A 17,930-nucleotide genomic window follows, 5' to 3' on the forward strand; every position below is an offset into this window, starting at 1 on the left:
GAAGGGACAATGGTGATTGTCCCTTATTTTTATCCCCTACAACCACCAACATGCAAACCGCCTCCAAAAAGATCGTCACCGGCTGGGCGATGTACGACTGGGCCAACAGCGCCTATTCGCTCATTATTACGTCCGCCATCTTCCCGGCTTATTATACGGCCATCGCCCCGCAGCAGGTGCTGTTCGCCGGCCGCACCTTCGACCGCTCCGTGCTGGCCTCCTACGCCATCTCCCTTTCGTTCCTGGTCATTGCGCTGCTGTCGCCTATCCTATCCTCCATCGCCGATTACAAGGGCAATAAAAAGCGGTTCATGCAATTCTTTTGCTACCTGGGCTCCCTGGCCTGTATCGGGCTGACTTTTTTGACAAAAGAAAATATTCCTTTCGGCATCGTCTGTTCCATCTTTGGTTCCATCGGTTACTGCGGCAGCATCGTGTTTTACAACGCCTACCTGCCCGAGATCGCCGCCCCCGAAGACCAGGACCGCATCAGCGCCCGGGGCTTTTCCCTGGGGTATTTCGGCAGCGTGCTGCTGATGATCGTATGCCTGGCCGTGATCATTGCCAACGACAGCATGGGCCTGGGCTGGGGCGCCTGGCCGGCACGGCTCTCGTTTTTGGCCGTGGGGCTCTGGTGGGCCGGCTTTGCACAAATTACCTTCCGCAGGCTCCCGTCCTCCGTGCCCTCGCAGCAGCACCCCGAGCACAACGTGCTGGTCAACGGCTTCTACGAGCTGCGCAAGGTATGGCGCCAGCTGCAGCACCACCCCGAGACCAAGCGGTTCCTGCGTTCGTTTTTCTTCTACAACATGGGGGTGCAGACGGTGATGTACCTGGCTACCTATTTCGCTTCCGACGAACTGAAGATGGAATCCACCCAGCTGATCCTGACGGTGCTGATCATCCAGTTGGTGGCCATAGCGGGCGCCATGCTGTTTTCGCGCCTGTCCGAGCGCTTCGGCAACATTGCCACCCTCGGCGTCATCATCCTGGTGTGGATCGGCATCTGCATTTCGGCTTATTATATACATACGGCCAACCAGTTTTTCCTGCTGGCATTCTTCGTGGGGCTGGTGATGGGCGGCATCCAGTCGCTGTCGCGGTCCACCTATTCGAAGCTGCTGCCGCCGACAAAGGACACGGCTTCTTTTTTCAGCTTTTATGATGTCTGCGACAAGGTAGGCACGGTGCTGGGCACCCTGGCGTTCGGCTACGTGGCGGAGTCGCTGGGCGGCATGCGCAACTCGGTGCTGGCCCTGATGGTGTTTTTTATTGCCGGCGGCGTGCTGCTGCTGTTTGTTGACATGAAACGTAAAAATGTTATAGCCATATGAACCTGTATACCATCGATACCGAACTGTTCAAGCTGGATGGCGGCGCCATGTTTGGCGTGGTGCCCAAAGTTTTGTGGAACAAGGTGAACCCCGCCGACGAGAACAACCTCACGACCTGGGCTATGCGCTGCCTGCTGATCGAGGACGAAGGCCGCCTGATCCTTATCGACAACGGCCTGGGCAACAAGCAAAGCGAAAAATTCTTCAGCTACTACTACCTCCATGGCGATGCCACGCTGGAGAAGTCGCTGGCAAAACATGGCTTCCACCGCGACGACATTACCGACGTGATCCTCACCCACCTGCACTTCGACCACTGCGGCGGATCGGTGGTGCGCGAAGGCGACCGCCTGCTGCCCGCCTTTAAGAATGCCACCTACTGGAGCAATGAAAAGCACTGGGAGTGGGCCGTGCATCCCAACGAGCGGGAAAAGGCTTCCTTTTTAAAAGAAAACATCCTGCCCCTGCAGGAAAGCGGCCAACTGCAATTTATTCCTACGCCCGAAGGCGCCCGGGGGGACAGGCTGCCCGAGTCGCCTTTTAGCCAAAACGTGTCGCTGCGCTTTGTCAGCGGCCATACCGAAAGCATGATGCTGCCCCAGATCCGCTACAAGGACAAAACCCTTGTATACATGGCCGACCTGTTGCCCTCGGTGCCGCACATCATGATGCCGTGGGTGATGGCCTACGATATGTTTCCGCTGACGACGCTGCACGAGAAAAAGGTTTTTCTCGACGAGGCGCTGGCCAACGACTACGTCCTGTATTTCGAGCACGACCCGAAGATCGAGTGCTGCAGCCTGAAGCAGACCGACCGGGGCATCCGGGAGGCCGAAACCTTCCGCCTGGACGAGATCTAGGTGGAAGGGATGGTTCCAAGGAAAAAAACCGGAACTTTAGGAACCGCAATTATCTTTTTTTATGGCACATCCAGCAGTAAAAAACTACATCACAGCCCAGGAATACCTGGAACAGGAACGGGCCGCTACCGAAAAGCATGAGTATTACCAGGGAGAGGTGTTCGCCATGTCCGGCGCGCGCCTGCAGCACAACCGGATTCAGATGAATTTCACCGGGGAAGCGAGAATTCGGTTAAGAGGCAAGTCCTGCGAGGTTTTTGGCAGCGACCTGCGGGTGCATATCCCCGCCAATACCCTGTTTACCTACCCCGATGCCGTTATTGTCTGCGGCAAGCCCGAACTGCTGGACGAAGCATTCGATACGCTGCTGAACCCGGTAGTGATTGTGGAAATCCTTTCCCGCTCCACCCAAAGCTATGACCGGGGCGACAAGTTCATGTTGTACCGGGCCATCCCTTCCCTGAAGGAATATGTGATGATCGATTCGGAAAGCATTGGAATCGAGCACTACAGCCGGCAGGAGGACGGTACCTGGTTGTTTGCGGAAACCAAAGATCCCGCCTCCGTGCTACAACTGCTCAGCTTGGGAATCTCTTTTCCCATTTCGCTCTTGTACGAAGGCGTAGAGCTGTAGCAGCAAAGGTCACCACCGGCCTTTTCCTTACTTCGTACCTCGTACTTCCCACTTCGTACTTACTCCTTAATAGACTTCGATCACAAAAGGAAATACATTATAGCCTTCATTGCCGTCGACCAGCACCCGCACCTTCAGCAGGATCAGGCAGCCGGAGCTGCAGTCGATGGACTCCGGAACCGGGATAGACGCCCGGCCCAGGTCGGCATTGCCGCAGGGCCCATCGTTTTTCTTTGACTGGTCGCCGGCCAGGATCTCGCCGATCAGCCCGTCCTTCAGGTAGGCCTGCAGCGTACCGTACTTGGTCTGCACCTGGAACTGCTCGTCCAGTATGGCGGGGTTCTTACAGCCTTTCATGATCGTGTGTTTCAGGGGCTGCCAGGGGCCGTCCTGCAGCGAATATTCCGCCTTGCCAATGCGGCTGGACCCGTCCGGCTTCAGCAGGGTGAAGGAATAAGATCCTTTTTGGGGCCTGCCCTTCGGGGCGATGTAGGACTGCTGGCCTATGGTCACTTCGAGGTTCTCGTCCTCCCCCTGATGGATCAATTCCGCCCGGATCATGACGGACTGGGCCACTTCAACAGGATAGTGGCCATCCAGCAGGTCTTCACGGCTGCAGCCGGGCACGGAAAGGGCAAACAGGATCAGGAATACAAAACGGGTAAATGTTCTTTTCATAATGGTATATTTTATGGCCTTAATGCGGATGAAAAAGCGCTACAGGAATCGGCGTTTTGCGAGGCCATCACAGGAAGTGGAGTGAGCGGAAAGGAAATTTGAAAGCCGGGAACAGGGCGCCGGCTCCTTCCTGTACTTCCAACTTCGTACCCAATATTCCGGTCCGGGTACTTTGTTTTTGATTTGTTAAAAAAATTTTAGACGAACGCACATTTGTTCTATCTTAGAAACGATGAACGCTTGCCAATGATTTTCATTCAATTAGTACAGGGCCGGACTTTAGTGCATATTGTAGGAAAAAATGCTGTGTAGTTAACCGCCACTATTCAGAAGCTGTACTTAGCACAAAGCCAACGTTTTCAGCCATGTTGCCCCTAACCGATAGGAGGGGCCGGCCGGTGAAACCGTTATTCCATAACGGCCAGCCGGGCTGATGTTCATTTATAGTCATCTTTTGGAAATACGAAGGCGTTACCGCCTGCACAGGGGCTGATGCCCGTCCGACCTGTCCGGGATAGGATCGACGGTACCGGTTGCAGAACATTTCATTTCTAATCAATAAAAGTAGTCTATGGTAAAACAAACATGGGGAAGTTCTATCCTTCGGAGATCCGGCGCCAGCAAACGGGCGGGGACCAGGGGGCTTTCCGTTTTTTTTCTCCTGTTAGGCCTTCAGGCTGCCGCCCATGCCTCCGGTAGCGACCCTGCAGGAGCGGCGGCAAAGGAAGGATGGGAACATGCCCCGGATTACCGTTTTTTCCAGGCGGATACCACTATACGCGGAAAGGTCACCAACAAGCAGGGAGAACCCCTGTCCGGCGTGTCGGTAGTGGTAAAAGGAACGAAGAATGGCACTGTAACCAACGGCCTGGGCGAGTTCAGCCTCCCGGGCGTCCATAAAAACGCTACCCTGGTGGTTTCCAATGTGGGCTTTGTCTTGCAGGAATTCCGGCTGGAACCGGGGCAGCGCACCCTGTCGGTGACGCTGCAGGAAGAAGCAGGCTCCCTGCAGGATGTGGTGGTGACCGGCTTTCAGCGCATCGACCGCAGCAAGTTTACCGGTGCGGCCACTAAATTGAACATCGACCAGGTGAAAACCGACGGTGTCATCGATGTCAGCCGCATGCTGGAAGGCCGGGCCGCCGGCGTGTCCGTTCAAAACGTTTCGGGCACCTTCGGCGCAGCGCCTAAGGTACGCATCCGCGGCGCTACCTCCATCACGGGTGAGAACAAGCCCCTGTGGGTGATCGACGGCGTGGTGCTGGAAGATATCGTCAACATTTCCAACGACCAGCTCTCCTCCGGCGACCCCAATACGCTGCTGGGTTCGGCCGTAGCCGGCCTCAACGCCAACGACATCGAAAGCTTCGACATCCTCAAGGACGCGGCAGCCACCGCCCTGTATGGCGCCCGGGCCATGAACGGGGTGATCGTGATCACCACCAAACGCGGAAAGGTGGGCAAGCCGGTGGTGAACTATACCGGCAACTTTACCGCCCAGCTGAAACCTTCCTACAACAACTACGACATCATGAACTCGGCCGACCAGATGTCGGTCTATGCCGAACTGGAGCGGAAAGGCTACCTGCCGGTATCCGACCTGGCCGTGGCCCCCAATACGGGCGTTTACGGCAAGCTGGCCGATATGCTCGATTCGCTGAAGAGCGATGGCACCTTTGCCGTCGAAAATACGCCGGAAGCCAGGGCCGCCTTCCTGAGCCGCTATGCCCGGGCCAATACCGACTGGTTCGACATCCTGTTCCGCAATTCGCTGCAGCAGGAGCACTCCCTGAGCATCTCATCGGGTAACGACAAGGCGCAATCGTATTTTTCGACTTCCTTTTATAACGATAACGGCTGGACGCTGGCCGACAAGGTGCGCCGTTATACCGCCAACCTGCGGAACAACTACACCTTCTCCAACCGCTTCTCTGCCGGCTTTATCGTTACCGGCTCCATGCGCCAGCAGGAAGCGCCGGGGACCATCAACCGCCGCAGCAACCCCACCGAAGGCACCTACGTCCGCGATTTCGACATCAACCCGTTCAGCTATGCCCTGAACACCAGCCGGGCACTGACCGCTTTTGATGAGGCCGGCGAGCGGGAATTCTTCCGCAGGAACTTCGCCCCCTTCAACATCCTGTCGGAAATCGAAAACAATTTTATCAAGCTGAACCTGCTGGACGCCAAGATCCAGGGCCAGGCTACCTATAAGATCACCCCGCACCTGACCTACGACTTTATCGGCGCCATGCGCTACGTAAAATCCTCCCGCGAACACCAGGTCACCGAGAATTCGAACCAGGCGCAGGCCTACCGGGCCAACTACAAACAGGTGGTGAACGACGCCAACCCCTACCTGTACCGCGACCCGGCCAACCCCGACGACCCGAAGGTGGTGGTGCTGCCCTATGGCGGCTTTTACAACCGGACCGAAGACCAGCTGAGCAACTATACCTTCCGCAACAGCCTGACCTTCAACCAGACCTTCCAGGAAGACCACCAGGTAACCGCCCTGCTGGGACAGGAAACAAAGTATGCCAACCGGCAAAACTTCAGCAATACCGGCTTCGGCTACCAGTACAACAACGGCGGGATCCCCTTTGTGGATTACCGCATCATCAAGCAGGCGCTGGAAGAAAACAACCAGTACTACGGCATGGGCAACGAGTACGACCGCTTCGTGGGCTTTTTCGCCAATGCCAGCTATACCTATAAAAGCCGGTACAACATCAGCGGTACCGTCCGCGACGACGGCTCCAACCGCCTGGGCAAGTCGCGCAGCGCCCGCTGGCTGCCGACCTGGACGGTATCGGGCCGCTGGAACGTGGACCGGGAAGCCTTCCTCAAAGACCAGTCCACCATCAGCTACCTCACCCTGCGCGGCAGCTATGGCCTGAACGCCTCTTACGGCAGCGCCACCAACTCCACCGCCGTACTCCGGACCCAGCTCACCCGCCGGCCGTTCCTCTCCGACCAGCAGGTGGCCATCATCATCCAGGACCTGGAAAACGCCGGCCTTACCTGGGAAAAGAAATACGAAGCCAATATCGGCACCGACATCGGGCTGTTCCGCAACCGTATGAACATTACCGTGGACGCCTATAAACGCAACAGCTTCGACCTGATCAGCCTGATCAAAACCGGCGGCATCGGCGGACAGGTATTCAAGCAGGCCAACTATGCCGACCTGAAGTCGCATGGGGTGGAAGTGACCGTGGGCGGAAAGCCCGTAAGCAAGCGGGACTGGAGCTGGAGCGCCAACCTCACCTTCGGCTACAATACCAACGAGATCACCAACCAGAAAAACAATCCCCTGGTATTCGACCTGGTGCAGGCCGAAGGCGGCGCCCGCGTGGGCTACCCGGTGCGGGGCCTGTTTTCCATCCCGATGGCAGGGCTCGACAGCTATGGCGTAGCCCGGTACAATACCGGAAAGGGCGAGCTCACCAACAACGTGTACCTGCAAAGCGATTCCATTGATTACCTGAAATACGAAGGATCGGTGGACCCCACCATCACCGGTGGGCTGAGCAACACCTTTTTGTATAAGGACTTTACGCTGAGCTTCCTGCTGACCTACCAGGCCGGCAACAAGATCCGCCTGACCCCCGCCTACCGGGAGCGCTATTCCGACCTGGATGCCATGCCCGGGGAATTCAAAAACCGCTGGTCGCTGATCGGGGATGAGGCCTATACCAACGTGCCTTCCATTGCCGACCTGTACAAGAACTTCGACCTGGCCGATGCGGCCGCTTACCCCTACAACATCTATAATTACTCCACCGCCCGCGTGGTGGACGGCTCGTTCGTACGGCTGAAGACCGCCTCGCTTACCTACCGCCTGCCCGGCCGGCTGGTACAGGGCATGGGCCTGAACGCCCTGTCGGTCAGCCTGGTCAGCAACAACCTTTGGCTGATCTATTCCGACAAGCGACTGCGGGGACAGGACCCGGAATTTTTCAATACCGGGGGGGTGGCCATGCCCATCAACAAGCAATTCGTATTTTCCTTAAAAGTAGGTATCTAAATTATTCATGATGAGAACGATCTTTCCCCTTATACTGTTGACGGTCTTCATTTCCATCACCGGGTGCCGGAAGTTCCTGGAGCAGGAACCCGACAACCGTACCAACGTGACGACCGCCGAACAGATCACCCAACTGCTCGTGAGCGCCTACCCCAAGGCCAGCTACTTTGCCTTTTGTGAGTCCCTGTCGGATAACGCCGAAGACAAAGGACGGAACGAGCCCGGCCTCGATGCCGAATTCGTGAAAATGAACCAGCAGACCTGGAACTGGCAGGATGTACAGTCTACCAGCAAGGACTCCCCGGAAGCGTACTGGGACTCGTGCTACCGGGCCATCGCCGCCGCTAACCAGGCCCTGCAGGTGATCCGCAACGCCCCCGACTCCACCGTCTTTTCCGCCCAGCGGGGCGAGGCGCTGGTGGCCCGGGCGTACGCGCACTTTATGCTGGCCGCCCTGTTTACCAAAGCCTACGAACCCACCACGGCAGCTTCCGACCCCGGCATTCCGTACGTGACCCGGCCCGAAACCGAGGTGTTCGGCCAGTACCAGCGCCATACCGTAAAATATGTGTACGATATGATCGAGGCCGACCTTACCACCGGGCTCTCCCTGATCAACGACAACATCTACGGCAACGCCCCCAAGTTCCACTTTACCAAAAAAGCCGCCCATGCCTTTGCCTCCCGCTTTTATTTATGGAAGCGCGAATATGCCAAGGTGGTGGAGCATGCCAACCAGGCCCTGACCGGCACTACCGCCGATAACCTGCGCGCCTGGAACGGTGAATACCAGAATTTTCAGCCCGGCGATATGCAACTGGCGTATACCAATACCAGCGAACGGGCGAACATCCTGTTGCAGGAGGTGTCCACCTTCTGGAGCTCCACCTATGCGGCCTTTGCCCGTTATAGCCTGTACAGTGATGTGCAAAGCATGGTGCTGAACGGTCCGAACCCGAGCGGGGGCTCTTTTGCCATCGGCTTCAAGGTATTTGGCGCCCAGGCGGTCTACTACAATGTGCCCAAGTTCAAAACCTCCGGCGATGGTACCAACGAGTACGGCATCATCCCGCTGTTTACGGCGGAAGAGGTGGTGCTGAACCGGGCCGAAGCCCTGACCTTCCTGCAGCAGAACGATGCCGCCCTGGCCGACCTCAACGCCTGGTGCAGCAAAAACATCCGGAATTACAACGCCGCCACCCATACCATCACCCAGACCAAATTGCTGAACTTCTGGAGCTTCTACAACCTGAGTGTCGGGGAAGCCCTGCTCGAAACCATCATTTATTTCCGGCAGGTGTTCTTTATCCATGAAGGCATGCGCTGGCTGGATGTGGTGCGCCTGAACTTTCCCATTCAGCACACCACCAGCAACGGGCAGACCTTTACCCTTCCCAGTGATGACAAGCGGCGGCTGCTGCAGCTTCCTTCGCAGGTAACTGCTTCCGGGGTGGCGCTGAACCCCCGCTAACAAACCGCAACTACCAAACAGAAAATAATTATTATGAAAATTCTTGTAAAGCTCTTCTCGGTCTTTTACCTGCTGGTGGCCCTGGCCTCCTGCAAGAAGGAAGAAGATCTGGATACCTCTACCCTGCTGGGCCTAGGCGGCGACACCTGGGCAAAAAGCGCCATCGACCGCTGGCTGTACGACAGCCTGACCAAGCCCTATAACATTGACGTCAAATACCGTTGGGATCCCTGGGAAGTGAACCTGAGCGCCACCCTGATCCCCCCGGACGAAAGCAAAGTGATCGAAGCCATGTCGGCCATGAAGCAGATCTGGATCGATCCCTACAATGCCGAAACCGGCAGCGAGCTGATGATCAAAAAGTATGCGCCCCGGACCTTTATCCTGGTAGGCAGCCCCGAATACCTGCCGAACAATACCATCCTGCTGGGCCAGGCAGAAGGCGGCAGTAAGATCGCCATGTACGTGATCAATAATTTTTCCAAGTCCAACACCGCCGAGCTCCGCCGGATGCTGCATACCATCGAGCACGAATTCGGCCATATCCTGCACCAGAACGTGGTATATCCCCAGGAGTTCAAGACCATTACGCCCAACTACACCTCTACCTGGTTCAATATTTCGGATGCCCAGGCCCAAAGCGAGGGCTTTGTGACCGGCTATGCCGAGTCGGGGCCGGATGACGACTTCGTGGAAACCCTGTCGGTGATGCTCATCGAAGGCAAGAACCGCTGGGAAGAGCTGGTGACCTCCCAGAATGCCACCGCCCAGAGCGCCCTGCGCCGCAAGGAGGAGATCGTGGTGAACTATTTCCGCACGGTTTGGAACATCGACTTCTACAGCCTGCAGAAACGGACCCAGGACGCCATTAACCGCCTGTCCTCCGATGCGCTGGACCTGTACTTCGGCTTTGGCAAGCCCAATACCATGGTGACGGTGAACCCGGCCAATACCGCCCAGCTTACCCAGTCCACCGGCTTTACCACCATTTTTAATACCGCCAAAGCCGGCGTGGCGGCCGCCCTTCCCGGCCTGGTGCTCGACTCCATGGCCGTGGTGATGAATACGGCCACTACCATGCAGCTGCGCCTGTTCCTTCACAATGCGGCAGGAAACTTCCTGGCCAACTATACGTACAATGTTTCCCGAAACGCGGCAGGCCTGTACACCTTTACGTACGTGGGACCGGCGGATGGCAATGCCACCTTCCTGGCAACGGCGGTTGCGGCCCTGACGAACTATTTCCGGAACAATACTTTCAAGGCCGAATGGTTCCTGAGCCCGAACAATACCATAAAACCGCTACGGGTCATCTTTACGCCGCAGCAAACGGCCAATGCCTCCTTTATGGGGCTATTGAAACCCTAGGCGCCGGCGTCCTGAATCAAAATGTTTCTTCTACCACAACCGAAATTATATGTATAAACACATACTACTTTATCTCCTGGGGCTGACGGTGCTGCTGGCGGGCTGTCAGAAAAAAGCCGATGATGTTTTTGATAAAACACCGGACGAACGCCTGGCGGATATGCTGGCGGCCTACCAGAAAACGCTCACCGGCGCCCCTTACGGCTGGAAGCTGGTGATCAAGCCCAAGGGCCTGGAAAAACAGGATATCAAGGTCGGCGGCTTTTCGTACTACCTCACCTTCACCGACGCCAACCGGGTCACCATGCTGTCGGATTTCGATACGACCATGGCCTCGGTGCCTAAGGAGAGCGGCTACCGGCTGAAAGCGGTACAGCGTCCCTCCATCTACTTCGATACCTACAGCTACCTGCATATCCCTTCCGATCCCACGGCTTCCATCAGCCGCACCCCTACCGGCGCCAACGGCGAAGGCTGGGGATCGGACTTCGATTTCTCTTTTATCGACCTGCAACCTTCCGGGGACACCCTGCATTTACAGGGAAACTTCAACGAAAGCGAGGCGATGCTGGTAAAAGCCACCCAGCAGGAGGCAGCGGCTTATAACAACAAGCAGCTGGCCAACAGCCTGCGGATGATGGTAAACCTCAACAGCATTGGCTACTTCAAGACCCTGACCCTGGGCGGCGTCTCCTATAACCTGGGTATCGATGAAGGCAACCGGCAGATCACCTTCTCCTGGCTGGGGTCCAACGGCACCGTGCAAACCTATACCACCGGCTACTATTATACCCTGGCGGGCATCGCACTGACCGAGCCCTTTAATACAGGCCGGGAGCTGGTACGCGCCATTGATTTCAATTCCTTTAATGCGGCCACCCAGGTGATGAACGTTACGGTAAACAATGCCGCCAATACCGTATTCGACGCCAAGGCGCCCCTGAAGCTGGATGTCAACGCCGCCCGTAGGTGGTGGCAATATTCCTACGACCGGGACCTGTACTGGTATTCGGTGACGGCCTTTACGGTGAACGGCGTGGTGGATGCCTATAAAATGCAGAGCAGCGTCTCCCGGTATTACTACCTGGGTTATTGGGCCTGGTATAATACCGATGTCACGGGCGTCGAGTATGGCCTGTTGTCACCGATCAAGATCAACGCCGCCGGTAACGGCCTAACCCTGAATTATGGGGCCGCCTTTAACCCGCCCACCTTTACCACCGATGGCCGGATCATCTTTACCCTCTATGGCACATTGGGGACCACCCCGGCTGCCGAACAGGCGGCCTACATCAATACCGTCAATAAAATGCTGGATGCCAACGGGTACTACCTGGTCCAGAAAGGACCGCTGGTGTACGATATGGTCAGTAAGGACGGCAAAGCCTGGATCACCTGGCTATGGCCGCAATAAAAAGCCCTGCATAAAAAAAGGACCGCCCCCGGCGGTCCTTTTTTTATGGTGCCAGTTCGATCTTTCCCGAGCCGTTCACCCTTATGCGTTCCTCCGTCTGCAGGAAGCGCAGCACCTTTTTTGTTTTTTCGTGCTGGATGCCCTGGAGCTTTTCCAGCAGCTCCGCGGCGGTAAGGGCCGAAGCCGACAGGTTGCGGGTGATCAGCACCGTAATACGCTCTACCTCCTCCGGCGACAGGGAGGGCGCTTTCGCCCGCAGACAGTTGTCGCAGATGCCGCAGGCCGCCCCGCCTTCATCGCCGAAATAGCTGTTGATAAACCGGCTGCGGCAACTTTCATCGCGGGTGTAGGCGATCATTTTCTGTACCCGCCGGATAAAGGCTTCTTTTCGTTTGTGGTAAAGCGAAAGGTCCATCCGGAGATCGTCGGCCGCCACCCGGCTTTTGCGAAAAATGATCTGCGGCTCGTCGCTCTGCGGCGTGTACTTTACCATGCGATGGGCCGCCACTTCCGCCAGCATCTTTTTAACAGCGTCCGCGCTGGTGCGCAGCAGTTTGGCCACCAGCACTTCCGAAATGTACACGGGGAAGTCGAAGATGCCTTCGTAGGTGCGCAGCAGGGTGGTCAGCAGGGGCTCGTAAGCCGGGTAGTCGGCCTCGAACGCATACAGGCCGCGCTTATTGGTGGTGAAGCCCAGGGTGGAGGGCCGGAAGCTTTTTTCGTTGAAGTCGAGCCAGCCGTCGCTTTCCAGGGCTTTCAGGGAATACAGCGCCACCTGGGGGTCGAGGGAAAAGTTTTTGATAAACGTTTCGAACCGGAACGAATAGCGCTGGTCCTCGCCGGAATAAACGGGGATCTGCAGGAAGTTGACCAGGGCATGGTACACCTGGCGGATCTCGGCAAAGGAAGGAAAGCGCTTGATATGCAGCGCGGCCAGGTCGTCCAGGTCTTTTTCGTCGTGGAGCAGCACGGCATAGGATTTCCTGCCGTCACGGCCGGCGCGGCCGGCCTCCTGGTAGTAGTTTTCGAGGCAGTCGGGCACGTCCACGTGCACCACCACCCTGACGTCGGGTTTATCGATGCCCATGCCGAAGGCGTTGGTGCAGGCCATCACCCTCACCTTGCTGTCGATCCAGTCCTGCTGGCGCGTGGCCCTTTCTTCGGCGGAGAGGCCGGCGTGGTAGGCATGGGCGGATATGCCGTGCAGCTGCAGCAGGCGGGCGATCTCGCCGGTGCGCTTGCGGCTGCGGCAGTAAACGATGCCCGTGCCCGGCACCTTTTGGAAGATCTCCACCATCTTGTTCATCCGGGCCTCCACGGTAAAGATGCTGTAACTGAGGTTGGGACGTTCAAAGGACTGGCGCAGCACCCGCCCTTTGTCAAACAGCAGTTTGTCGCAGATATCCTGCTGCACTTCGGCGGTGGCCGAGGCGGTCAGGGCCAGCACCGGCACGCCGGGCAGGTGCTCGCGCAGTTCGGCAATGCGCAGGTAGGAGGGGCGGAAGTCGTAGCCCCATTGCGAAATACAGTGGGCCTCGTCTACGGCGACGAGGTTGATGGTCAGGGCGGGCAAAAATTCCTGGAACAGGGCGGTCTCGATCCGTTCGGGCGAAACGTACAAAAATTTGTAGGGGCCGAAGGCGGCATTTTTCAGCGTTTGGGCAATTTGCCGCCGCGACATGCCCGAGTCGATGGCGGCGGCCAGGATGCCCCGTTTTTTGAGGCTTTCCACCTGGTCCTTCATCAGGGCGATCAGCGGCGACACCACCAGGCAGATACCCTCTCTTGCCATGGCCGGCACCTGGAAGCAAAGCGACTTGCCGCCTCCCGTGGGCAGCAGCGCCAGTGTGTCTTTCCCCGAAAGCACCGATTCAATGATCTCCTGCTGCAGCGGCCGGAAATCCGAATACCCCCAATACTGCTTTAATATGTCGTGGATGTCGGACAAGAGTACAAAGTACGGGGAATTAGTTAATTGGTTAATTGGGAATTAGGGTCCTCCGGTTGCAAACAGCTTTTTCAGCCGTAAGCGCCTAATACCCAAATTAACCAATTAACCAATTAACCAATTCCTTTCCGGCTACCGGACTTTCTTTACAAACAGCCGTACCGAGTTGGCGGCCAGCACCACGTCGCTGAGGCCCATGACCAGGGCGCCGAAGGTGGGACTGAGGAAGCCCAGGGCAGCCACGGGGATGGCGACGATGTTGTAGCAAAAGGCCCAGAACAGGTTTTGCTGGATGGTGAGGTAGGTGTGACGGCCGAGGCCCAGGGCGGTGGGCAGCTTGTCGAGGCCGTGGCTCATGAGCACCACCTGGGCGCTCTGCATGGCCAGTTGCGAGGCCTCGCTCATGGAAATGCCCACAGTGGCCTTGGCCAGGGCCGGGGCGTCGTTGATGCCGTCGCCCACCATGGCCGTCGGCACCGATTCCGACAGGGAGGCGATGGTTTCGAGCTTTTGTTCCGGCGTTTGTTCGGCGATCACCTTTTCAATACCCAGCTCGTCGGCCAGCGCCTGGCACTTGGACCGGCGGTCGCCGCTGAGCAGCACGGTCCGGATGTTTTTGCTTTTCAGGTACTGCACCACTTCCCGGGATTCGGGACGCAGCTCGTCCTTCAGGTCCACCCAGCCCAGCACTTCGTCGTTTTTAATAATGTAAATATTGTGGTGCGTCTCTTCGGCGCTTACCAGGTGGGCGGCCAGGTTGTACGAGCCGGCGAGGTAGGTGTTGCCTTCGGCATCGGTGGCTTTCATGCCCTGGCCTTTGATCTCCTCGATGGTTTTCCAGCGGAGCTCGCCCTTGGTTTTCCACTTCTGGGCCACGGAGCGGGCCAGGGGGTGGTTGGAATATTTCTCCAGCGAATAAACAATGCGTTTGAATGCTTCTTCATCGGCCAGGAACGACTGGAAGCGCTCCACCTCGAAGTTGCCGGTGGTGAGGGTGCCGGTCTTGTCGAACACCACCTGCCGGATGTCCTTGAACAGCTCGAGGCTGCGGGCATTGCGAAACAGGATGCCGTTGCGGGCGCCGCGGCCCAGGCCCACGGCAATGGCGGCCGGCGTGGCCAGTCCCATGGCGCAGGGGCAGGCGATCACCAGCACGGCGATGGCCCGCATCAGGGCCGGCCGGAATTCGGCCAGCACGATCCAGTTGACGCAGAGGGTCAGCAGGGCGATGGCCAGCACCAGGGGCACGAAGATGGCGCTGATCTTATCGGCCAGCTGCTGCACGGGCGGTTTCTCGCCCTGGGCCTTTTTGATGAGGTTTAAGATATTCGACAGCACGGTATCGCCGCCCACGGCGGTCACATAGGCTTTGAGGTTGCCGTCTTCCACCACCGAGCCGCCGATGATGAGGTCTTTTTTGGTTTTGTAGACCGGCACGCTTTCGCCGGTGATGAGGGCTTCGCTCACCTGTGCTTCACCCCAGAGGATCTTGCAGTCGGCCGGCACCTGCTCGCCGGAGCGGATCAGCACCAGGTCGCCTACGCGGAGCTGGGTATTTTCTACCGGGAAAATGTGCTCCTGGTGCTTGTCGTCAAAAGCGATCATGTTGGCCATCACCTTCTGCGATTTCACCAGGGCCTGCAGCGACCGCTGCGTGGACTGGATGGACCGCTCCTCGAGGTATTCGCCCAGGAACACCAGGGTAATGATGGTAGCGGCCGTTTCAAAGAACAGGTAGTCCGGCCCCAGTCCCAGCAGGGCGCCGGTGAGGCTGTATATAAAGGCCGAGGCGGCGCCCAGGGCCACCAGCACGCTCATGTTGGGCAGGCGGTTCTGGATGCTTTTCAGGGCCGAGCGACCGAAGTGGCGCATGCCCACGATAAATACCGGCAGGGTCAGCGCCAGCTGCACCCAGGGATTCGCCAGGAAGGGCAGGCGGTCGTGCAGGCCGGGGATCATGTGCAGCATCAGCACCAGGGTAAAGGGAAAGCAAAACCAGAAGCGCTGGACGTCGTTGGATAAAAACGACTTTTTCGCGGCGGGGGCTTCGCCGCCCGTTCCCACCCGGTACCCGAGCGATTCGATGCCTTTTGCCAGCTTCTGGGTACCGCCACCTTTGCCGATCTCAAAAGAGACGTCGCCATCGATGGCATTCACCGCCACATTCGTGGCGCCGTTATTTTGCAGGAATTTATGTATGGTCAACGCACAATTGGCACAGTCCATCCCCTCGACTTTCCATTGAACTTTTTCCATTCGTGTTTTTTCTGCAAAGTTACCGCACCCGCTTCGGGGGCTTCCATTAAGAAGCGGCTATCTTTTCAACGGTGTTGCAATACTTTGGAAAAGTTTACGGGTTTACGAGTTGTTTGGAGGGAGGAAAGCATGTTCAGCCTAAACAACTTGTAAACGCGTAAACCCGTAAACTTGTAAACTCGTTTACGTACGTTTGCGGTATGATGTTCGAGGTTTCGATAGAGGAATTGCCTTCCTTCGCCCGGAAATTCTGGGAACAGGTGCAGGATGCCACGGTTTTTGCATTTTACGGCCCTATGGGCGCCGGCAAAACCACCCTGATCACGGCCCTGTGCAAAAGCAAAGGCGTGGACGGGAACGTGTCCAGCCCCACATTTTCCATTATTAACGAATACATGTATTCCGGGGACGGCCAGCGAGGCCGGATCTACCACATGGACCTGTACCGGCTCAACAGCCAGGAGGAAGCCGTGCAGGCCGGCGTGGAAGACTGCCTGTACAGCGGGGATATCTGCCTGGTGGAATGGCCCGAAAAGGCGCCCGACCTGCTGCCGCCCCATACCGTGCGGGTGCACCTGGAGGCCCTGGACGAAAGCTGCCGGCGGATAAAAGTGGAACAATCCCGGCAGTAGCCCTTGTAAACGCAAATAACATCGTAATTTGTAAACTAAAGAAGCCACGGCAACGGCCTATGTCTCAGCAAAAACCATTAATCAGTCATTCCTTCCATTACGAAACGTTAGAAGAAACGTTGGATATCAAGCCCAAAGGCGCCCAGTTGTATATCGGCATTCCCAAGGAGATCGCTTTCCAGGAAAACCGGATCGCCCTGACCCCGGATGCGGTGAGCGTGCTGGTCAGCAGCGGCCACCATGTGACCATCGAGCACAATGCCGGGGAAGCGGCCCATTTCGCCGATAAGGACTACAGCGAGGCCGGCGCCAAGATCGTTTACCAGAAGGAAGAGGTGTACAAAGCGCCGATCCTGGTGAAGAGCGCCCCGGTGATCGAGGAGGAGCTGCAGTGGCTGCAGCAGAACCAGATGATCATTTCGCCCATCCACCTAAGCGTGCTGAAGGCCGAGCTGTTGCAGAAAATGATGGACAAGCGGGTGACCGCCATTTCCTTCGAGAACCTGAAGGACGACAGCGGCACGTATCCCATCGTGCGCAGCATGAGCGAGATCGCGGGCAGCGCCGTTATGCTTATTGCGGGCCAGTACCTGGGTTCGGCCAACCACGGCAAGGGTGTGCTGCTGGGAGGGATCTCGGGCATTGCTCCTACCAAAGTCATCATTATCGGGGCGGGCATCGTCGGCGAATACGCCGCCCGGGCGGCCCTGGCGCTGGGCGCCTCGGTAAAAGTGTTCGATAACAGTGTATACCGCCTGAAGCGGCTGCAGAACAATGTCGGCCACCGCCTGTGGACCTCGGTGGTAGAGCCCCGCATGCTGGCCAAGCAGCTCAAGACCTGCGAGGTGGCGGTAGGCGCCCTGGGGTCGGTGACCGGCCGCACGCCCATGGTGGTGACCGAAGAAATGGTCAGCAACATGCGCAAGGGTGCCGTGATCATCGACGTCAGCATCGACCGCGGCGGCTGTTTCGAAACTTCCGAGATCACCAGCCACGAAAATCCTATTTACAAAAAGTACGACGTCATTCATTACTGTGTGCCCAATATTCCTTCGGGCTTTGCCCGTACGGCCTCCCAGGCCATCAGCAACGTGCTGATGCCCCTGCTGATGGAAGCCGGCGACGAGGGCGGCTTTGAAAAGCTGATCTGGCACAACGTACACCTGCGCAGCGGCATTTACATGTTCAAAGGCGCCCTGACCAACTTTTATCTAAGCGAACGCTTCAATTTAAAATATACCGACCTCAACCTCCTCATTGCCAGCCAACGGTAAGGGTTGAAAAGAGATAAACACAAAAAAGCAG

The 17,930-nt window shown here is 57.3% G+C and carries 12 protein-coding genes; 9 read left to right on the forward strand and 3 right to left on the reverse strand.

The features are described from left to right. Positions 1-50: 50 nt before the first annotated feature. The 3 genes from V9K67_RS18355 (at position 51) to V9K67_RS18365 (ending at position 2,828) form a co-directional block, all read left to right on the forward strand. On the forward strand, positions 51-1,334 hold the full coding sequence (locus V9K67_RS18355) for an MFS transporter (RefSeq protein ID WP_336724959.1): 1,284 nt from the start codon (positions 51-53) through the stop codon (positions 1,332-1,334). Next, complete coding sequence (locus tag V9K67_RS18360; protein WP_336724962.1) at positions 1,331-2,194, forward strand: MBL fold metallo-hydrolase; 864 nt, start codon at positions 1,331-1,333, stop codon at positions 2,192-2,194. The genes V9K67_RS18355 and V9K67_RS18360 overlap by 4 nt, the downstream gene beginning before the upstream one ends. 61 nt (positions 2,195-2,255) lie before the next feature. Then, positions 2,256-2,828 (forward strand): Uma2 family endonuclease, encoded by a 573-nt coding sequence (locus V9K67_RS18365; RefSeq protein ID WP_336724966.1) that lies wholly within the window; start codon positions 2,256-2,258, stop codon positions 2,826-2,828. A gap of 66 nt (positions 2,829-2,894) precedes the next feature. Here the strand turns inward: V9K67_RS18365 and V9K67_RS18370 are convergent, their stop codons facing one another. Further along, positions 2,895-3,506, reverse strand: coding sequence for a hypothetical protein (locus V9K67_RS18370; protein WP_336724968.1), 612 nt, complete (start codon positions 3,504-3,506; stop codon positions 2,895-2,897). A gap of 571 nt (positions 3,507-4,077) precedes the next feature. Here V9K67_RS18370 and V9K67_RS18375 point away from each other — a divergent pair. The 4 genes from V9K67_RS18375 to V9K67_RS18390 are packed head-to-tail and all read left to right on the forward strand — an operon-like array spanning position 4,078 to position 11,789. Continuing rightward, entirely contained in the window at positions 4,078-7,536 is a 3,459-nt protein-coding gene (locus V9K67_RS18375) for a SusC/RagA family TonB-linked outer membrane protein (RefSeq protein ID WP_336724970.1), read from the forward strand. A 10-nt stretch (positions 7,537-7,546) separates the two neighbouring features. After that, entirely contained in the window at positions 7,547-9,007 is a 1,461-nt protein-coding gene (locus tag V9K67_RS18380; RefSeq protein WP_336724973.1) for a RagB/SusD family nutrient uptake outer membrane protein, read from the forward strand. Between the two features lie 33 nt (positions 9,008-9,040). After that, positions 9,041-10,375 (forward strand): zinc-binding metallopeptidase, encoded by a 1,335-nt coding sequence (locus tag V9K67_RS18385; protein WP_336724976.1) that lies wholly within the window; start codon positions 9,041-9,043, stop codon positions 10,373-10,375. 49 nt (positions 10,376-10,424) lie between these two features. Further along, complete coding sequence (locus V9K67_RS18390; protein WP_336724978.1) at positions 10,425-11,789, forward strand: DUF4302 domain-containing protein; 1,365 nt, start codon at positions 10,425-10,427, stop codon at positions 11,787-11,789. Between the two features lie 43 nt (positions 11,790-11,832). On the opposite strand, the gene V9K67_RS18395 is transcribed toward V9K67_RS18390, so the two are convergent. After that, positions 11,833-13,737 carry a RecQ family ATP-dependent DNA helicase gene (locus tag V9K67_RS18395; RefSeq protein WP_336724980.1) on the reverse strand — a complete coding sequence of 635 codons (1,905 nt, stop codon included), beginning with the start codon at positions 13,735-13,737 and terminating at the stop codon, positions 11,833-11,835. Between the two features lie 132 nt (positions 13,738-13,869). Beyond that, the gene (locus tag V9K67_RS18400; protein ID WP_336724983.1) at positions 13,870-15,993 is read right to left on the reverse strand and encodes a heavy metal translocating P-type ATPase; all 2,124 of its coding nucleotides are present in this window, start codon (positions 15,991-15,993) and stop codon (positions 13,870-13,872) included. A gap of 200 nt (positions 15,994-16,193) precedes the next feature. Here V9K67_RS18400 and tsaE point away from each other — a divergent pair, with 200 nt between their 5' ends. Then, positions 16,194-16,625, forward strand: coding sequence for a tRNA (adenosine(37)-N6)-threonylcarbamoyltransferase complex ATPase subunit type 1 TsaE (gene tsaE / locus V9K67_RS18405; RefSeq protein ID WP_336724985.1), 432 nt, complete (start codon positions 16,194-16,196; stop codon positions 16,623-16,625). Between the two features lie 59 nt (positions 16,626-16,684). Next, positions 16,685-17,899: an alanine dehydrogenase gene (locus V9K67_RS18410; protein WP_336724987.1), complete on the forward strand. Its 1,215-nt coding sequence runs from the start codon at positions 16,685-16,687 to the stop codon at positions 17,897-17,899. The last annotated feature ends 31 nt before the right edge of the window (positions 17,900-17,930 follow it).

It is taken from the genome of Huijunlia imazamoxiresistens, from assembly GCF_037132455.1.
GTDB classification, from domain to species: Bacteria; Bacteroidota; Bacteroidia; order Chitinophagales; family Chitinophagaceae; genus Flavisolibacter; species Flavisolibacter imazamoxiresistens.